At 46.3% G+C, this 16,533-nt stretch carries 5 protein-coding genes; all 5 read right to left on the minus strand.

Annotated elements, in window-relative coordinates; translation table 11 throughout:
* Positions 1 to 416: 416 nt before the first annotated feature.
* Complete coding sequence (locus QUA58_RS13135; RefSeq protein ID WP_333394400.1) at positions 417 to 1,769, minus strand: aminotransferase class III-fold pyridoxal phosphate-dependent enzyme; 1,353 nt, start codon at positions 1,767 to 1,769, stop codon at positions 417 to 419.
* 59 nt (positions 1,770 to 1,828) lie between these two features.
* Positions 1,829 to 6,190, minus strand: a complete 4,362-nt coding sequence (locus QUA58_RS13140; RefSeq protein ID WP_333394401.1) for an amino acid adenylation domain-containing protein — start codon at positions 6,188 to 6,190, stop codon at positions 1,829 to 1,831.
* Between the two features lie 248 nt (positions 6,191 to 6,438).
* Positions 6,439 to 12,174, minus strand: a complete 5,736-nt coding sequence (locus tag QUA58_RS13145; RefSeq protein WP_333394402.1) for an amino acid adenylation domain-containing protein — start codon at positions 12,172 to 12,174, stop codon at positions 6,439 to 6,441.
* Entirely contained in the window at positions 12,171 to 15,410 is a 3,240-nt protein-coding gene (locus tag QUA58_RS13150) for an amino acid adenylation domain-containing protein (protein WP_333394403.1), read from the minus strand. Before QUA58_RS13150 ends, QUA58_RS13145 begins: the two co-directional genes overlap by 4 nt.
* A gap of 22 nt (positions 15,411 to 15,432) precedes the next feature.
* Positions 15,433 to 16,482, minus strand: a complete 1,050-nt coding sequence (locus QUA58_RS13155; protein WP_333394404.1) for a TauD/TfdA family dioxygenase — start codon at positions 16,480 to 16,482, stop codon at positions 15,433 to 15,435.
* Positions 16,483 to 16,533 lie beyond the last annotated feature (51 nt).

Below are 16,533 nucleotides of genomic sequence, written 5' to 3' on the forward strand. Positions count from 1 at the left end.
TTAGTCATTAGACTTATTGCCTAAATCTTTGAGCGAGGAAACCGCAGATGCAACGCACAGACATTTAAACCCACATTCCGCAACCCCCAACGGGCAGCGTACATGGATTGAGTAGATCAAAGTGAATCATCCGAGACAATGGTAAGTAGAAATATTCAATAATTTCTGTCCCTAATGATCACCCCGTTCTCCATTCCTGAAAATTGAGGTTCGGAGGTGAGTTAAATCTGAGTCCGTTAAAAATGCGATCGGGAGCATCTCATATTTGTAAAAACACTTTTTCTGGCTCCTTCCTTCTTCCTCCTTCTTTCTGACTCTTTCCTCCTGGCTCCTGGCTCCTGGCTCCTAACTCCAATTTCTAGCTTGGCTGCATGCAGAAGTGAGATGCTCCCAATGCGATCGGTCAAAAACCAAGTTTATTGCTGAATCGGGAAAAAGCCTCCTTCGCGCATTTCTTGAATACTCCCTTTAACTGCCTGAATGATGCGCTCTGTGTCTTCATTAGTGTGAGCGGTGGAGAGAAAGCAGCTACGACCTTCGGATATGAAAATACACTTTTCGAGTAAGTGAAAAAGTAGCGGATCTATCTCAACCGAGGCAGCAGCGCGAAATTGCGAGCCGAAATTTACAAGCCAGACAGAGACTTCATTTTCTTTGAAATAAGCATTCAGGGTTTCAACTAGCTGCGAAGTTCGCTGATTCAACTGCTGCTGAAGGGTTGGGCCTTGACTTTTAAGATAGCGCAGCACGGAACGCGCAGCAGCCAGAGCAAGTGGGTGCTTGCAAAAAGTGCCGGCAAAAATTGTTGTTTTTACCTGGGGGGAGGAATCATCGCCGTAGTTCCACAAACCGCCGTCAATTTTATCCATATAAGCAGCTTTTCCAGCGATAATTCCAATCGGCATACCACCCCCGACAATTTTACCGTAAGTTGCAATATCTGCCTCAATGCCAAACCACCCCTGCGCCCCGCCTTGATGAATTCGGAAACCAGTAACCATTTCATCAAAAATCAGCGCAATTTCTGATTCTTTTGTTAATTGTCTGAGTTGGTGGAGAAATTCTTTGGGTTGTAAATCGAGACGGCGGCTTTGCACCGGCTCCACGAGAACCGCCGCTAATTCATGCTGGTGAGCTTTGATCATTTCCAGGGCGTGAGGGCTTCCGTAATCCAAAACTAAAACATCTTGAATAAAATTAGCGAGAATTCCTGGCGCTTTTGGAATGGTGCATAAATCGCCATTGATCTTTTTTAGAACTGCGAGAGTTCCGTCAAAATGACCGTGATAAGAACCAGAAAACAAAGCAATTTTATTGCGTTTAGTTGCAGCTCTAGCTAATCGTAAAGCTGCCATCACCGCTTCTGTGCCGGTATTAGAAAAAGCGACGCGCTCCATTCCCGTTAATTCGCAGATTAATTCCGCAACTTCTCCGGCAAGGTCTGCTTGTGGGCCAATTTGTACGCCGCGATCGAGTTGCTCTAATAGGGCTTCTTTAATAAAGGGCGGATTATGGCCGAAAAGATTGATGCCAAATCCCATTGTGATATCGATGTATTCGTTGCCATCAACATCCCACATTTTAGAGCCAAGCGAGCGATCGGCGACAATGGGATAAAACATCTCCTTGACGGGAAGGCGAAACCCATCAGAAGCCCGATTGTCAGCGAGAACCGGACGGTATTTTTGCGCGAAATTCTTAGATGTCTTTGTGCGATCGGTGTAGCGCTCTATGAGCGCTTTCATGTGTCTTTGCTGCAATTCGTTCATTTTGAAGTCTCCAGAGATTGAGCTAGGTAGGGACGCAATGCTTTGCGCCCTTATAGGTTTTAATTGTGGCTACCTATCAAGCCACAATCGGCGAGATAGGAAAAGTAAGTGCGAAACAGATTCGCATCCGCTTGCGGACAGGTGATGTCAGTGGTAGCAAGTCCATCTAGCGTATTTTGGCAATCGAAATGTAGGGTTCCTGATTGTGGCATTTCCGCTTCAGAAACTTTTTCGGAAAAAAGACCGACAAGCGGATACAACGCATTTTCTGGAGAATATCCAGCGCGATTGATTATTTCTGCTTGCCAAGCCTCAGACGAAACTCGTTTGATTGGATAACCCATTGAGCAAATCCAGCCCAGCAATTCGCTCATTTGAAAGGACTGAGTGTTGACTAAATGAAAAGTCTTTCCGAGCAATTCTTTTTGCCTCGAAAGATGAACTATCGCTCGGCTCACATAGTCAACAGGCGCTACATTGATCAGCTTATCGCCATCGGGCGCACATCCAAGTTGCACGCAACCAGCGATTAACCTGTACAGTAAGTCACTGGGATTGCAGGCCCCTGTTTTGCTGTCCCCAGAAATGCGACCTGGCCTGTAAATGGTAACAGGAATCCCGCGAGCGCGCGCGACCTCTACTAACTTTTCTGCCACCCACTTAGTCTGAGTGTAAGCGCCTTTTAGACCCTCTCCCGGAGTGAGTTCATCCTCCTCTCGCACCACCTTAATCCCAGATTCTCCCCTGGCCGAGAAAACGGAAATAGTAGAAATTAAATGGACTGGTTTTAGCTTACTTTGACTCGCCAATCTCAGAACTTCCTGCGTCCCCAAAACGTTAGCGGGTTTGAGAACCGAGTAGGGATAAGTAAACTTGACAAACGCGCCATTGTGGTAAATGACATCAATTTTACTGGCTAAAACTCCGAACTGCTCCTCGGAAAGCCCCAAAAGTGGTTGAGACAAATCTCCAGCAATTGGGATAATGCGATCGCTGCTGCTTTCATCCCAAATTAAATAGGATTCGAGGCTGCTTTGAATCCGCTTTTTGCCTGATTCTGCATCGGCAGAACGAACTAGGCAATAAATTTCTGCTTGAGTTTGTTGCAAGAGGTCGCGGAGTAAAAAGGCTCCCAAAAAGCCCGTCGCCCCTGTTAAGAGAATGCAAGCTGGTTCAGTTTTTGGCTCCCTCCATGGAGTTGCAGGGCGAATTGCCGGGTCTAAAACAACTTCAGCGTTAATATCGAAACTTGCAGTGCGATCGCCCGCTGTGTTGCCCCCTTGTTGCATTTCGATTTTTTCAGCTAAACCAGCTACAGTAGGAGCTTCAAACAAAACGCGCAAAGGCAATTCCACCTGAAAAGATTCTCGCACTTTGGCTAACAACTGAGTAATCAGTAATGAGTGTCCCCCCAAGTCAAAGAAATTATCGTGAATTCCTACCTTTTGAAGGTTGAGAAGCTGGCTCCAAATTTCGGCAAGAATCTTCTCACCGGGAGTGCGAGGGCCTACAAACGTATCTGTAAAATTGGCTGCTATTGACGGTGCAGGAAGCGCTTGACGGTCTATTTTGCCATTGGGAGTCAGTGGCAGCGCTTTCAGAACCACAAAAGCAGAAGGTATCATGTATTCGGGCAGCTTTTCTTTGAGGAATGAACGCAGGCTTTCAATCAGTTGTGAGTCCTGAACGCTGAGTTTTGAGTGAGCAACGATATAGGCGACTAAACGCTGATTTCCCGGTTCATTTTCCTGAAGTACAACGACTGCCTCACGTACAGAGGGATGATGAGACAGCCCCGCCTCAATTTCCCCCAATTCAATGCGGAAACCTCGCAGCTTTACTTGGCGATCGACGCGATCGATAAATTCTATATTTCCGTCTGGCAAATAGCGAGCTAAGTCGCCAGTTTTGTAAAGTCGAGTTTTCGGTTCCTGAGTCAATGAATTGCAAATGAATTTTTCTGCCGTGAGTTCTGGTTGGTTTAGATAGCCGCGAGCCAATCCCGCACCAGCAATATATAATTCACCTGCCACCCCTACAGGAACCGGCTGCAAGTGCGAATCGAGCAAATAAATCTGCGTGTTGGGTAGCGGGCGACCTAAAGGAACTGTCTCGGAAATGCGATCGCCTTGCATTTTTACCTGATAAGTCAGCACGCCTACAGTTGTTTCTGTCGGCCCGTAATGGTTGAATATCAAGCAGTCTGGATTGTATTTCTGAATTGTTTCAATTAAATTCCACATCAAAGGCTCACCGCCGAGAATTAATCGCTTTTTAGGTAAGATTTGCGAGGCGTTAGAATCGCTCAACAAAGCTTTTAAGTGAGAGGGAACAATTTTCAGACAATCGATAGAATGTTGCTGAAAATAAGCCGCAATTGCTTGAGGATCTGTTGCGCGTTCTTGAGAGATGATGTGGAGGCACCCGCCCGAACACAAAGCGGGGAAAATAACAGTGTGTCCTAAGTCTGCTGCGAATGTGGAAACGGTGGCAAAATTGGCAGTCGGTGGCAGGTTTAATTTTTCCTGAATGCCGTGCAGGTAATTGAGCAGTTGCCGGTGTTCAATGGCGACTCCTTTGGGTGTGCCAGTGGAACCGGAAGTGTAAATGACATAAGCTAAATTTTCAGGAGAGAGAGGGGGAGAGAGAGAGGGGGAGACAGAGGGAATTTCTGCGTCTAAGCAGACGATCTGTGCTTGAGTTTCAGGCAAATTTTTGAGGAGATGCTGTTGGGTTAACAGCACTGGAGTCTGAGCATTTTGCAACATCAATGCTAGGCGCTCTTTGGGCATGGCTGGGTCGAGCGGTAGGTACGCGCCACCTGCTTTGAGGATGCCTAGAATTCCAGCGATCGCCTGTAGGGGCGGTGCCCCCGTGCCCGCCCCCCTTTCAACGCAAATGCCGACAATCACCTCTGGTTTTATCCCTAATTGTTGCAAATAATGGGCGATTTGGTTAGCGCGGGCGTTGAGTTCGCTGTAGGTAATTTGCTGATTTTCACAAACAGCAGCTATCCGGTTCGGCGATCGCTCTGCTTGTTCTTCAAATAGCTGGTGCACGCACTTATCGAGCTGGTAATCTGCTTTTGTGCTGTTGAATTCTAGTAATAACTGATGTCGGGCGCGATCGCTCAGCATTTCGAGTTGGTCGATCGCGGTTTGTGGGTTGCTGGCTGCACTTTGCACCAAGGCGTAAAATTGCTCTGCCAAGCACCGGATACTATTGTCTGCAAGGAAGATAGGATCGTAGTGAAACTCAGCGGCGAGCGAGTCATTTTGGCGGTGGCAAGAAAGTTTAACTTTGAAGCGATCGCCGCACGCATACTGCTTGTCAATTGAAAAAAATACGCCACTAGCCGAATGCTTTTCGAGCTGTTCCTCAAACTCGAAACAAAATGGAAAGCCGGAAGAGTTGCCTAAATATTCGTGGGAGAAATATTCTTGATACTTGTATGCTTGGCGTTCTTCCTGCTGAATTTGCTGCAAGCTTTCCGCGAAGGAAAAGTTTTCTGTTAGTTGGCTCGACAGCGGTAAAAATTTGGCAAACAGCCCAAGCGCTGGCTCTAGTTCTTCGTATTTTCGACCGTCGAATGCCACGCCAACAGCGAGCTCTGATTGGCCAATCAGCCGCCAGAGCAAAATTTTCCAGCAAGCGAGCAAGAATGTAGAAAGTGACGTGTTGTACTCGCGGGCGATCGCTTCCACTTTTTCCAGCAAAGCTAACTCTAATTTGACCTCAAAAGCTTGGGGAGTAAATTGAGCGGGCGCCTTAATTAATCTATTTTCAAACGGCAACCTTAAACTCGCTAGCGCTGAAAAAATCTGCCCAGTCCAGTATTCTTTGCCCTCCGCCGCTTCCTCATCTTCGAGCAATTCATTTTGCCATTCGGAAAATTGAATGTATTGCACAACTTCATCGGTAATTTCTTGGCCTTGAAGGCAGGCGGCATAGCACTGGCTGATTTCTTGAACCAGATTTTTTAGTGTGCGACTATCGGCGCACAGTGCGGGCAAACTGACCAGCAAAATATGCCTCTCAGATGAAATTTTAATTAAAGACAAGCGCCAAGCAGGATTGCGCTCGAAGTTGAAGAAAGCGCTCTTTTCTTGCTGAAAAATCTCTTCAAGTTGGGCTTCTTGCTCCTGGGGAGTCACTTCACTTAAGTTAACCCAGTTCCACGAAACAGAGCTATGTTCGGAGATAACTTGTATAGGAATTTTTAGCCCGGCCTTTCGCTGAAAGCTTGTCCGGATAATTTCGTGACGATCGCTAACTTTTTCTAAAGCTTTCTTTAGGTTATCAGTTTGAAGACTTCCCTCGATCAAAATAGCGGATTGAATGCGATAAGCAGGGCTGTCTTGCTGCAACACCCACAGATATTTTTGCTGGGGTGAAAGCCGAAATCCATTAATTGTTTGCATTGTTTTTATTTTTCAAAGCGCTACTTTATTCTCGTTACCCGGTTCTGCCTCGAAGAGAGGAGAAAGCAGGGCTGTTTCGGGGCAACCACGGGGGGATTGCCCCTACGGAAAACGATGATTTTGTAGGGGCGGTGCCCCCGTGCCCGCCCTCCCCATCCACGATTTGCTAGGTGTTTCAGAGATTGGGCCAGCCACGGGGGGCAGCCCCTACAAGAGAATGAAACAGCCCTGGAAGAGATGAGAGGAAATTAAATTCCTGATTCAGGAATCATTTCGCCCATCGCTACAACAATTTTTCGCGAACCGATAAATGGATTGCGACTGTGAGCGGCAAGCATATTATCTAGCATTAAGATGTCTCCTGCTTGCCAGGGAAAACTAACAGCAGCTTGCGCGTACACTGCCTGAATTTGTGCCATTACCGAGTCTTCAATAGGAGTGCCGTCACCGTAATAAACATTGCGGGGGAGGTTCTCTTCTCCAAAAACAGAGAGCAAAGAAGCGCGGGTTGCCGCATCTAAGCAGGAAATGTGGTGCAAGGGAAGTTGATTGAAAAATACCATCTCTTTGGTTTTTGGGTGCTTGGCAATTGCGGGGCGAATTTTGCGAGTTCTCAAATTATTTCCTGCTTTCCACTCAAATTTCATCCCAGCTTGCCGGCAGTATTCTTCAACCACCGATTTGTCTTCAGTTTTGAAAAAATCTTTCCAGCTTACATCCAGTCCGTCTGTGTAGTTACGGACGTACATAATTTGCTTTTGGGCAAATTTTTCTCTTAGTTTCGGGTCTAGCAACTGGTAAATTTTACGGCAGTCAACAATCGGCGTTTCTCCGCCTTGTTGCGCTGGCTGAACGCAGAAAAACCAGATTTTCATCGGCCAGCGGTGCAGGTGCGAACTCTCGCTGTGAAATAAGATAGCTTGATCTGCTGGGTAAGGAGTTGAACCGTAAACTTTTCCGCTAACTCCTTCGCGTGGCAAATCCCCGTACTCCCCAAATAATTCAGGACAAATTGCGTGAGCAAACTGCTCGAAAGCAGAAACCACAGGCTCAATGAATCCTCGAAACAGAATTGCTCCGTGCTGTAGCAATTTTGCTTCTATCAATTCGCGGTTGTTCTTAGCCCAATCTGCGAGATCGACATTATTAACAGAGGGTTTGATGACTAACGGGAATAGTTCCCCAGGCTGAAGAAACTCGGTTTTTATCAACTCGCCTTCAGGCAGAGCAACCTCTTTCGGTTTAATGCTCTTAAACTTGCTGAAATTTATTTTTTCGCGCTTTAGTTCTTGCATGGTTTGTTTTTGTTTTTCAGCTTCCGTGATAATTTCCAAGTTGTTTAACCGAGTTTCTGGCTGCGCTACAATGCTGCTGAGGAGGGTTTCAAAGCGATTTGACATTTGCTCTATGGTGGCGCAGTCGAAAAGACCTGCATTATATTTCCAACTACCGGCAATTCCCCGCTCGGTTTCCCCCACGAAGAGAACTAAATCGAATTTCGCAATTTCGCTGTCAACTTCTAACGGAGTTAAAGTTAAATTGCCCAGCTTTAAAGCAGGCATCGGCATATTTTGCATGACGAATAAAACTTGAAAGATTTGTGGCTGATTTAGAGTGCGATCGGGGCGCAATCCCTCCACTAATTTGTCGAAGGGTAAATCTTGATGAGCGTAGGCTTTTAAAGTTACTTCGCGCACCCTTGCGAGCAATTCGCAAAAAGTGGGATTGCCACTCAAATCAGTCCGCAAAACGAGGATATTGACAAAGAAGCCTATTAAAGCTTCTGTCTCAATTTGGGTGCGATTTGCCAGGTCTGTGCCGACAATGATGTCATCCTGATTTGTATAGCGATATAGCAGCGTTTCTAAAGCGGCTAGCATCGTCATAAATAGGGTGGCACTTTCTTGACGACTCAGCTTATTGAGGGCTTGCGAAAGGGTTGGGGAAAGCTGGAACGGTTGAAGGGCAGCCCGATAGGTAGAAACATTAGAGCGCGGTTGTTTGGTAGGCAGTTGCAGCACTGGCAAAGGATTGCCTAAGTGTTGCTTCCAATAGGCAAGTTTTGTTTCTAAAACTTCCCCAGAAAGCCAGTTTCGCTGCCACACGGCATAATCGGCGTATTGAAGGGGAAGCTCAGAAAGTGGGGAAGGTTTTCCAACACAAAAAGCTTCGTAGAGTGCAGCCATTTCCCGCACGAGTACCCCTAGGGACCAGCCATCTGCAACGATGTGATGAATGGTTAGCAATAATATAGATTCTGTCTCGTTTAACTGTAGCAAAGTAACGCGCATTAATGGCCATTTTGCTAAGTCAAAAGGTTGTCGCGCTTCTTCAAGAGCGAGTCGCACCGCTTCGGCTTCCCGCTGCGAGTGAGGAAATTCCCGCAAGTCTATGACTGAAAGCGCGAAAGTCGGAGAGGGAATAATCGTTTGAATCGGTCGCCCTTCCACTGTGTTAAAAATTGTCCGCAAGGCTTCGTGGCGAGCGATAATTGTTTGGAAACTGCGCTGTAATGCTGTCACGTCGATCGCGCCTTTCAAGCGCACGGCTGCGGGAATATTGTACGCTGGATCGCCCGGTTGCAATTGATCGACGAACCAGAGCCGCTGTTGTGCAAAGGAAAGGGGCAATTCTCCATCCCGCGAGACGCGATCAATGGGGGGTGCTTTCAGGTTTTGCTCGGTGCGATATTGCAAGAGGCTTTCGGTCACAGTTGCGACGGTAGGCGATTCAAATAAAACGCGCAGGGGCAATTCAATTTGAAACGCTTCTCGCAGGCGGGCGATCGCCTGAGTAGCCAGCAATGAATGACCTCCCAATTCAAAGAAGTTATCGTGAATGCCAACTCGCTCTAAACCGAGAACTTCCGCCCAAATTTCTGCTATTAATTGCTCGTCGGGAGTTCGAGGCTCGGTAAAATTGCTCTCGAATTCCGCTGTGTTTGTGTCAGGTGCTCTTAGCGATCGCCGATCGATTTTTCCGTTAGGCGTTAAAGGCATGGCTTCCAGCAACACAAACGCTGAGGGAATCATGTACTGCGGCAGTTTTTGTTTCAGGTAAGAGCGCAAATCATTAATAAGTTCTGATTCTTGAGTTTTGAGTGCTGAGTTAACAACGATATAAGCTACTAAACGCTTGTCGCCCGGATTATCCTCTCGAACCAGTGCGATCGCTTCTCGCACGGCTGGGTATTGGCTGAGTACCGCTTCAATTTCGCCTAATTCGATGCGAAATCCGCGAACTTTCACCTGGTGGTCGCTGCGCCCCATAAATTCAATGTTTCCATCTGGGAGATAGCGAGCCAAGTCCCCGGTTTTATAGAGGCGTTCTGAAAGAATAAACGATGAAGGATGAATGAAGCATGAAGCATGAATTCCGTCCTCTGCAAAGGGGTTAGGAATAAACTTCTCTGCGGTTAGTTCCGGTCGGTTTAGGTAGCCTCTAGATAAGCCGGCACCGCCGATGTGCAGTTCGCCAAATACGCCAACGGGAACCGGCATTAAATAGCGGTCTAATATGAAAATTTGAGTGTTAGCAATCGGGCGACCGATGGAAACTGATTCATCTTTGCGATCGACCTGATAGAGAGTAGACCAGATAGTGGTTTCTGTAGGGCCGTATAAATTCCACACAGCAGCGCCACGCAAAAGCAACTGATTGGCGAGCTGTCGGGGTAAAGCTTCTCCCCCGCACAGTATTTTTAATTGATTGTTTCCCGGCCATCCTGCTGCTAAAAGCATTTTCCAACTGGCTGGAGTAGCTTGCATAACTGTCGCGCCAGAATTTGTTAATGTTTCTAACAGCTTTTCCCCGTTTGATGCCACTTCTCGGCTGGCTACAACAACGCGAGAACCTGTTGTAATAGGCAGGAACAGTTCCAGTGCTGCAATGTCAAAAGATAAGGATGTTACTGCTAGCCAAACATCGCCGTCTGCGATCGCGAGTTGTTGGTGCATAGAACTCAAGAAGTTAACGGCAGAGGCGTGGGAAATTTGCACTCCTTTGGGTTGACCTGTTGAGCCTGAAGTATAGATGACATAGGCTAAATTTGAGGAATTTTGTAAACCCACGACTGGCTCGTCGCAGCTCGATATGCCTTCCCTATCTGCATCCAGAAACACGATAGAGGCGCTATTTTTTGGCAGTGTTTCTAATAGTTTTTGCTGAGTGAGTAACACTGAAATTTGCGCGTCTTCTAGCATGAATGCAAGGCGCTCTGGCGGATATGCTGGATCGAGGGGAACGTAAGCACCACCGGCTTTGAGGATGCCGAGAAGCCCTACCACCATGTCTAGGGAGCGATCGACATAAATTCCTACCAAAAATTCTGGATTGACACCGATTTTTTGCAAGTAACTTGCGAGGTTATTTGCTTTTTTGTTCAGATCCCGGTAAGTCAGACATTCATTTTCAAAAACGACAGCGATCGCATCTGGTGTCAGTTCTGCCTGGGCTTCAAATAGTTCATGTATGCACTTATCTTGCGGAAAATTCGATTGAGTATTGTTCCACTCGAATAGTAGTTGCTGCTGTTCAGGTTTTGTCAAGATTGGCAAATTTGAAAGGCGCTGTTCGGGATTGGTAGCTATACTTTCTAGTAAGGTAATAAAATGTCCGGCTATCCGTCGTGCAGTGCTAGCGTCAAACAAATCTTGGCTATACTCAAGCGTTCCATTAATACCTTCTAATCCTTCCTCCAGGTCAAGCGCTAAATCAAATCTCGCCGTTTTTCGTTCTATTTCTAAATTGCTCAACATCACTCCTGGCAATTTTATCTGCGGTGTCCGAACATTTCGCAGAGAGAACAACACCTGAAATAGCGGATTATGACTTAAATCTCGTTCGTGGTGTAGGATTTCTACCAGTTTCTCGAATGGTAAATCCTGGTGGTTATACGCGCCGAGAGCTACTTCTCGCACGCGAGCCAGTAACTCTTTAAAAGTTGGGTTGTTCGACAGATTGGTTCGGAAAACTAAAGTGTTAGCAAATAAGCCAATTAATTCCTCGATTTCGCGTCGGTTGCGGTTAGCAATGGGCGAGCCGACTAAAATATCTTCTTGCCCGGTGTAGCGATAAAGCAATGTTTTAAACGCTGCCAGTAGGGTCATAAATAAAGTAGCTTTTTCCCGCTGGCTCAATTGGACGATTTCCTCTGCGATTGCCTTGGGAATAGTAAATTTATGCACCGCACCTCGGAAGCTTTGTATTGCCGAGCGGGGGCGATCTGTTGGCAAATTTAGTACAGGAAGATTGCCTCCGAGCTGTTTTTTCCAGTAATCAAGCTGCGTCTCTAAAACTTCTCCTTGCAACCACTGGCGCTGCCAACTTGCAAAGTCTGCGTACTGTACCGACAGTTCGGGAAGGGGAGAAGGTTTGCCAGTGCAAAAGGCTTGATAAAATGTGGCGAGTTCCTGAATGAATATTCCCATTGACCAGGCATCGAAAATGATGTGGTGCGTACTCAATAGCAGCACCCAGTTTGAATCGCTCAATTGCAGCAATTTGGCACGTAATAAGGGTGCTTGTGACAAATCGAAAGCAAGCTTTGCTTCTGCGGCGATCAACCATTCAATTTCGCGATCGCGTTCAGTTTCAGGAAGCGATCGCAAATCTATTTCTAAAATTTTAAATTCCAGATTGGAAGCGATCGCCTGAACGGGTTGCCCGTTTATTGTTTTAAAAGCCGTTCGCAACACTTCATGACGCTTGACAAGTTCGTTGAGACTGCGATCGAGGGCTCTCGCGTCGAGTGTTCCCGTCAAACGCACGCCGGCGACGATGTGATAGGTAAAGTTGCCTGCATTTAGTTGCTCAAAAAACCATAACCGCTGTTGAGCAAACGACAGAGGAAAAGTGTTAGACTCTCGACTTTGAGGCAGAATTTTTGCTAGCGAAACGCTTTCTTTTTTATGGTTGAGTCGCTGCAACAGCAACTCGCGCTTTTCAGGAGAAAGACCCGCGATGCGTTCAATTAAATCACTCATTTGCTGACTCCTTGCTGGGCGAGAATTTCCTGAATTTGTGCTTCTGAAAGTTGATCGAGGTCTGCTAACACCCTCGCTAGCATTTCACTGTCTGTTTGTTCGACTTGCTTTTGCGTGATCGCTACAGCAAAATCGGCGACAGTCGCAGACTCAAATAAACGGTGCAAAGGCAACTCGACCTGAAATGCTTGGCGCACTCTGGAAATTACTTGAGTGGCTAATAGGGAATGCCCTCCTAATTCAAAAAAGTTGTCGTAAATGCCGACTTTTTCAAGTTTGAGAACTTCAGCCCAGATAGCGGCTAAAACTTCCTCGATATTTGTGCGAGGCGCGACAAAGTTTTCTGTCAACTCCGGCCGCATTTCGTCAGGTTCTGGCAGCGATCGCCGATCGATCTTTCCATTAGGAGTTAAAGGCAAACTTTTGAGCATTACAAAAGCCCAAGGCACCATGTACTCAGGCAATTTTGTCGCTAAAAAACGGCGAAGTTCGCTGCTGCTTGGTGCTGATTTCTGCTCAGAAATCAAATAAGCCACGAGGCGCTTTTGTGCCATCTCGTCTTCTGGCGCCACCACTACAGCCTGCGCGATATCTGGATGTTGCCCCAGCACCGCCTCAATTTCTCCCAATTCAATGCGGAAACCGCGAATTTTTACTTGGTCGTCAATTCGCCCGATAAATTCGATGTTTCCGTCTGGCAAATAGCGAGCCAAGTCGCCGGTTTTGTACAGTCGCGTCTTTGCTTGCGTGTCAAATGGATTGGGAATAAATTTTTCTGCGGTTAATTCAGGGCGGTTAAGATATCCGCGCGCCAAATTCTCACCGCCGATGTACAGTTGACCAGGTACGCCTATCGGCACCGACTGCAAGTAAGAATCCAAGATATAAATCTGAGTGTTGGCAATCGGAAGACCGAGTGGAACCGTCTCAAAATCGCACCCAGTTTTATCCAATTCGACTTGATAAGTCAGGACACCTACAGTTGTTTCTGTTGGCCCGTAGTGATTGAAGACTGAGCAACTGGGAGCAAGATTCCGAAGTGTTTTAATTAAGCTCCATTTGGCAGCTTCACCACCTAAAATAAGCCGTTTCCCAGGCAAAATTGACTTTGGTTGGGAGGAATTTAAAAGGGCGGCTAGATGAGAGGGAACTATTTTGAGGCAGTCGATGGGATTGCGGGAAAAATATTCACCCAGTGCCTCTGGATCGGTGGCGCGTTCTTGGGAGATAATATGCAGGCAACCGCCGAAACAAAGGGCGGGGAAAATCGCTGTGTTTCCTAAGTCGGCGGCGAAGGTGGAAACGGTAGCAAAACTGGCACCAGATGGCAGGTTTAATCTTTCCTGAATAGCGTACAGGTAATTGAGCAGTTGTCGATGTTCGATCGCTACTCCTTTGGGGATGCCAGTGGAACCGGAAGTATAGATGACATAAGCTAAATTGTCTGTAGAAACAGGGGGCGTGTAAGAGGCAGAAACAGTCGGAATATCTCGATCGATGCAAACAATATTTGCCTGAGTTTTCGGCAAGCTTTCGATGAGCCGCTGTTGTGCGAGCAAAACCTTCACCTGAGCGTCTTCTAGCATGAGTGCTTTGCGATCTACTGGGGTTGCCGGATCGATCGGCAAATAGGCACCACCGGCTTTGAGAATGCCCAGCATTCCTACGATTGTTTCTAAAGAGCGATCGACGCAAATTCCGACAATTGCCTCTGGCTCAACTCCCAAGTTTTGCAGGTGATGGGCCAGTTGATTGGTGCGATCGTTGAGTTCTCGGTAGGTGATTTGTTCACTTTCAAAGACAACGGCAATGCTATCTGGCGTGCGATCGGCTTGTTCTTCAAAAAGCTGGTGAACGCACTTGTCTGTCGGGTAATCTTTTTGAGTTTGGTTAAAGTCAATGAGAAGTTGGTGACGATCGCGATCGCTAAGTATATTTAACTGACTAATGGGAATTTGTGGACTTTTTACTGCACTTTCTAATAGTGCCTGAAAGTGTTTTGACAAGCGTTTGATATCTTCAGCTTCAAATAAAGCCGGATCGTAGCAAAAATCGGTGATTAAGCAATTGCCTCGTGAAAGACAGGAAAGTTTAAGTTTGAATGGCTCTAGGCAGGCATCTTGCCGATCGAGGAAAAATGAAACGCCAGACTCGCCATATTTCTCTGGCTCTGTTTCACACTCAAAGCAGATGGGCAAAAAAGCGTTACTTTTATCGGATTCTAGAGTTTCTTCCCAGGTAAAATATTCTTGCCAAGTGTGAATATCTTTGAGATTTAGCTCAACTTGTCGCCAAACTTCTGCAAAACTGAATTCGTCTTGCAAGTCGCAATGTAGCGGTAAATAGGTACTCAACAGCCCCAGAGAGTGTTCTAATTCTTCATATTTCCTGCCGTTTCCAGTTACGCCGACTATCAGGTTTGGCTGTCTGGTAAGCCGCCAAATTAAAATTTGCCAGCAAGTCAGCAGGAATGTAGAAATATCGCTTTGGTGTTTTTGCGCGATCGCTTCCAATCTGTTCAACAAATCACCCCGAATTTCCACCCTTTCTACTAGCGGCTGAAATTCCGAAGCGGAATTCTGCTTTTCCCAAGGAAGCGTTAAGCAATCCAAAGATTCAAGATTCAGTTTGCGCCAGTATTCTTTGCCGATTGCCGTTTCTTCTGATTCGAGTAACTCATTTTGCCACTCAGCAATATCGGCATATTGCATTGACTCATCAGAGAACTCTTCCCCGCGCCCACAAGCTGAGTAGGAAAGATTGAGTTCGCGGGTAAAATTTTTCAGGGTGACACTATCTGCAATTAAGGCAGAGAAGTTCGCCAGCAATAGGTGCTTGTTTTCCCCCAAAGTTACTAAAGAGAGATGCCAAAGTGGGCCGCGCTCAAAATCAAAAGCAAGCAGGTTTAGTTGCTGAAAAAGCGCTTCAATTTTAGCTTCTTGTTCTTCGGGAGACAAACCGCTCAGATTGTGTTCTGAGATAGGAATTTCACCAGTGCGGGCGATCGCTTGCAGGGGTAGTGTCATCCCTGGCAAGCAGTGAAAGCTAGTACGCAGGATTTCGTGCCGATTTACGACATTTTGCAGCGCCTTTTTCAGAATCTCTCGATCGAGGTTTCCTGAAATTAAAATTGCACCTCGAACACGATATATCTGTTGAGAATTATTTTGCTGTAACCCCCACAAATGTCGTTGCTGTGGAGAAAGTCTAAACCCTTCGATTGTTTCATTTTGCATATCTACTGTTCCTTTCATGGGTCTAAATATCTTGACAGCTAAACGGTTCTGCCATCCCGACAACAACTCGACGCGAACCAGAGAATGGGGTGCGTCCGTGCGCGGCTAGCATATTATCTAGCAGCAAGACATCTCCTTCTTCCCAAGGAAAAAGTATCGTTTCTTGCTGATAGCAGCGACGAATTTCGTCTAATATAAAATCTTCAATGGGCGAGCCATCGCCGTAATAAGCATTGCGGGGTAAATCTTCCTGCTTGAAAGAAGTTAAAAGCTCTTTGCGAACGACGGGTTCTAGATTGGAAATGTGGAAGAGGTGAGCTTGATTAAACCACACCATTTCCTGCGTTTTTGGGTGCTGAGCGATAGCTTGACATATTTGCCGAGTTCTCAAGCGATCGCCACTTTTCCACTGTAACTCAATTCCAGCTTTTTCGCAATAGTTTTCTACCTCAATTTTGCTATCAGTATTGAAGACATTTTGCCAGGACAAATCTACGCCACCGCCGTAATTTCGCACATACATAACCTTGTTTTGGGCAAATTTTTCTTGAATCTTTGAATCCAGGGTTTCAAACACTTTGCGGCTGTTAGCGATCGGAGTTTCTCCTCCTTGTTCGGCTTTTTTAACGCAGAAAAAAGCAATTTTCAGTGGCCAATTGCGAGAATAAGCCATTTCATTGTGCAACGGGATGAATTGCTCGGCAGGATACTCGGTGGAAGTGTAGATATTTCCGCTCACCAAGCTACGCGGAGTTGAGCGAAAAGAATATTCCAACAAGTCGCCAGCAAGAGTTTGAATAAACTGCTCGAAACCATTCACATCGCCAACTTCAAAGCCTCGAAAAAGTATTCCTCCATGCTTCGATAACTGTGTTTCAATTGATGAGCGATTGTTCTGTGCCCAACCCGCGAGATTTAATTTTTCTACTGTTGGCTGAACAACTAAAGGTAGAAGGTTTTCGGGCTGGAGATAGGCGGTTTTGACTAATTCCTCTGAGGACAGGCTGACGGCTTTTCGCCTAACTGCTCCTAACTTTTGGGAATTGAGATTTTTTGTTTCTGTATTTGTCATAATTTTTGCAAAATTGGTGAAAATTTTATTCATTTTTCCAGAATAAATATG

Origin of the sequence: Microcoleus sp. N9_A1 (assembly GCF_036701795.1) — a bacterium.
Classification (GTDB): domain Bacteria; phylum Cyanobacteriota; class Cyanobacteriia; order Cyanobacteriales; family Microcoleaceae; genus Microcoleus.

What these genes read in the sequence shown, in the direction of transcription:
- QUA58_RS13155 (WP_333394404.1), bottom strand. Translation starts at nt 16,482, where the DNA reads ATGACAAATACAGAAACAAAAAATCTCAATTCCCAAAAGTTAGGAGCA.
- QUA58_RS13135 (WP_333394400.1), bottom strand. Translation starts at nt 1,769, where the DNA reads ATGAACGAATTGCAGCAAAGACACATGAAAGCGCTCATAGAGCGCTAC.
- QUA58_RS13150 (WP_333394403.1), bottom strand. Translation starts at nt 15,410, where the DNA reads ATGCAAAATGAAACAATCGAAGGGTTTAGACTTTCTCCACAGCAACGA.
- QUA58_RS13145 (WP_333394402.1), bottom strand. Translation starts at nt 12,174, where the DNA reads ATGAGTGATTTAATTGAACGCATCGCGGGTCTTTCTCCTGAAAAGCGC.
- QUA58_RS13140 (WP_333394401.1), bottom strand. Translation starts at nt 6,190, where the DNA reads ATGCAAACAATTAATGGATTTCGGCTTTCACCCCAGCAAAAATATCTG.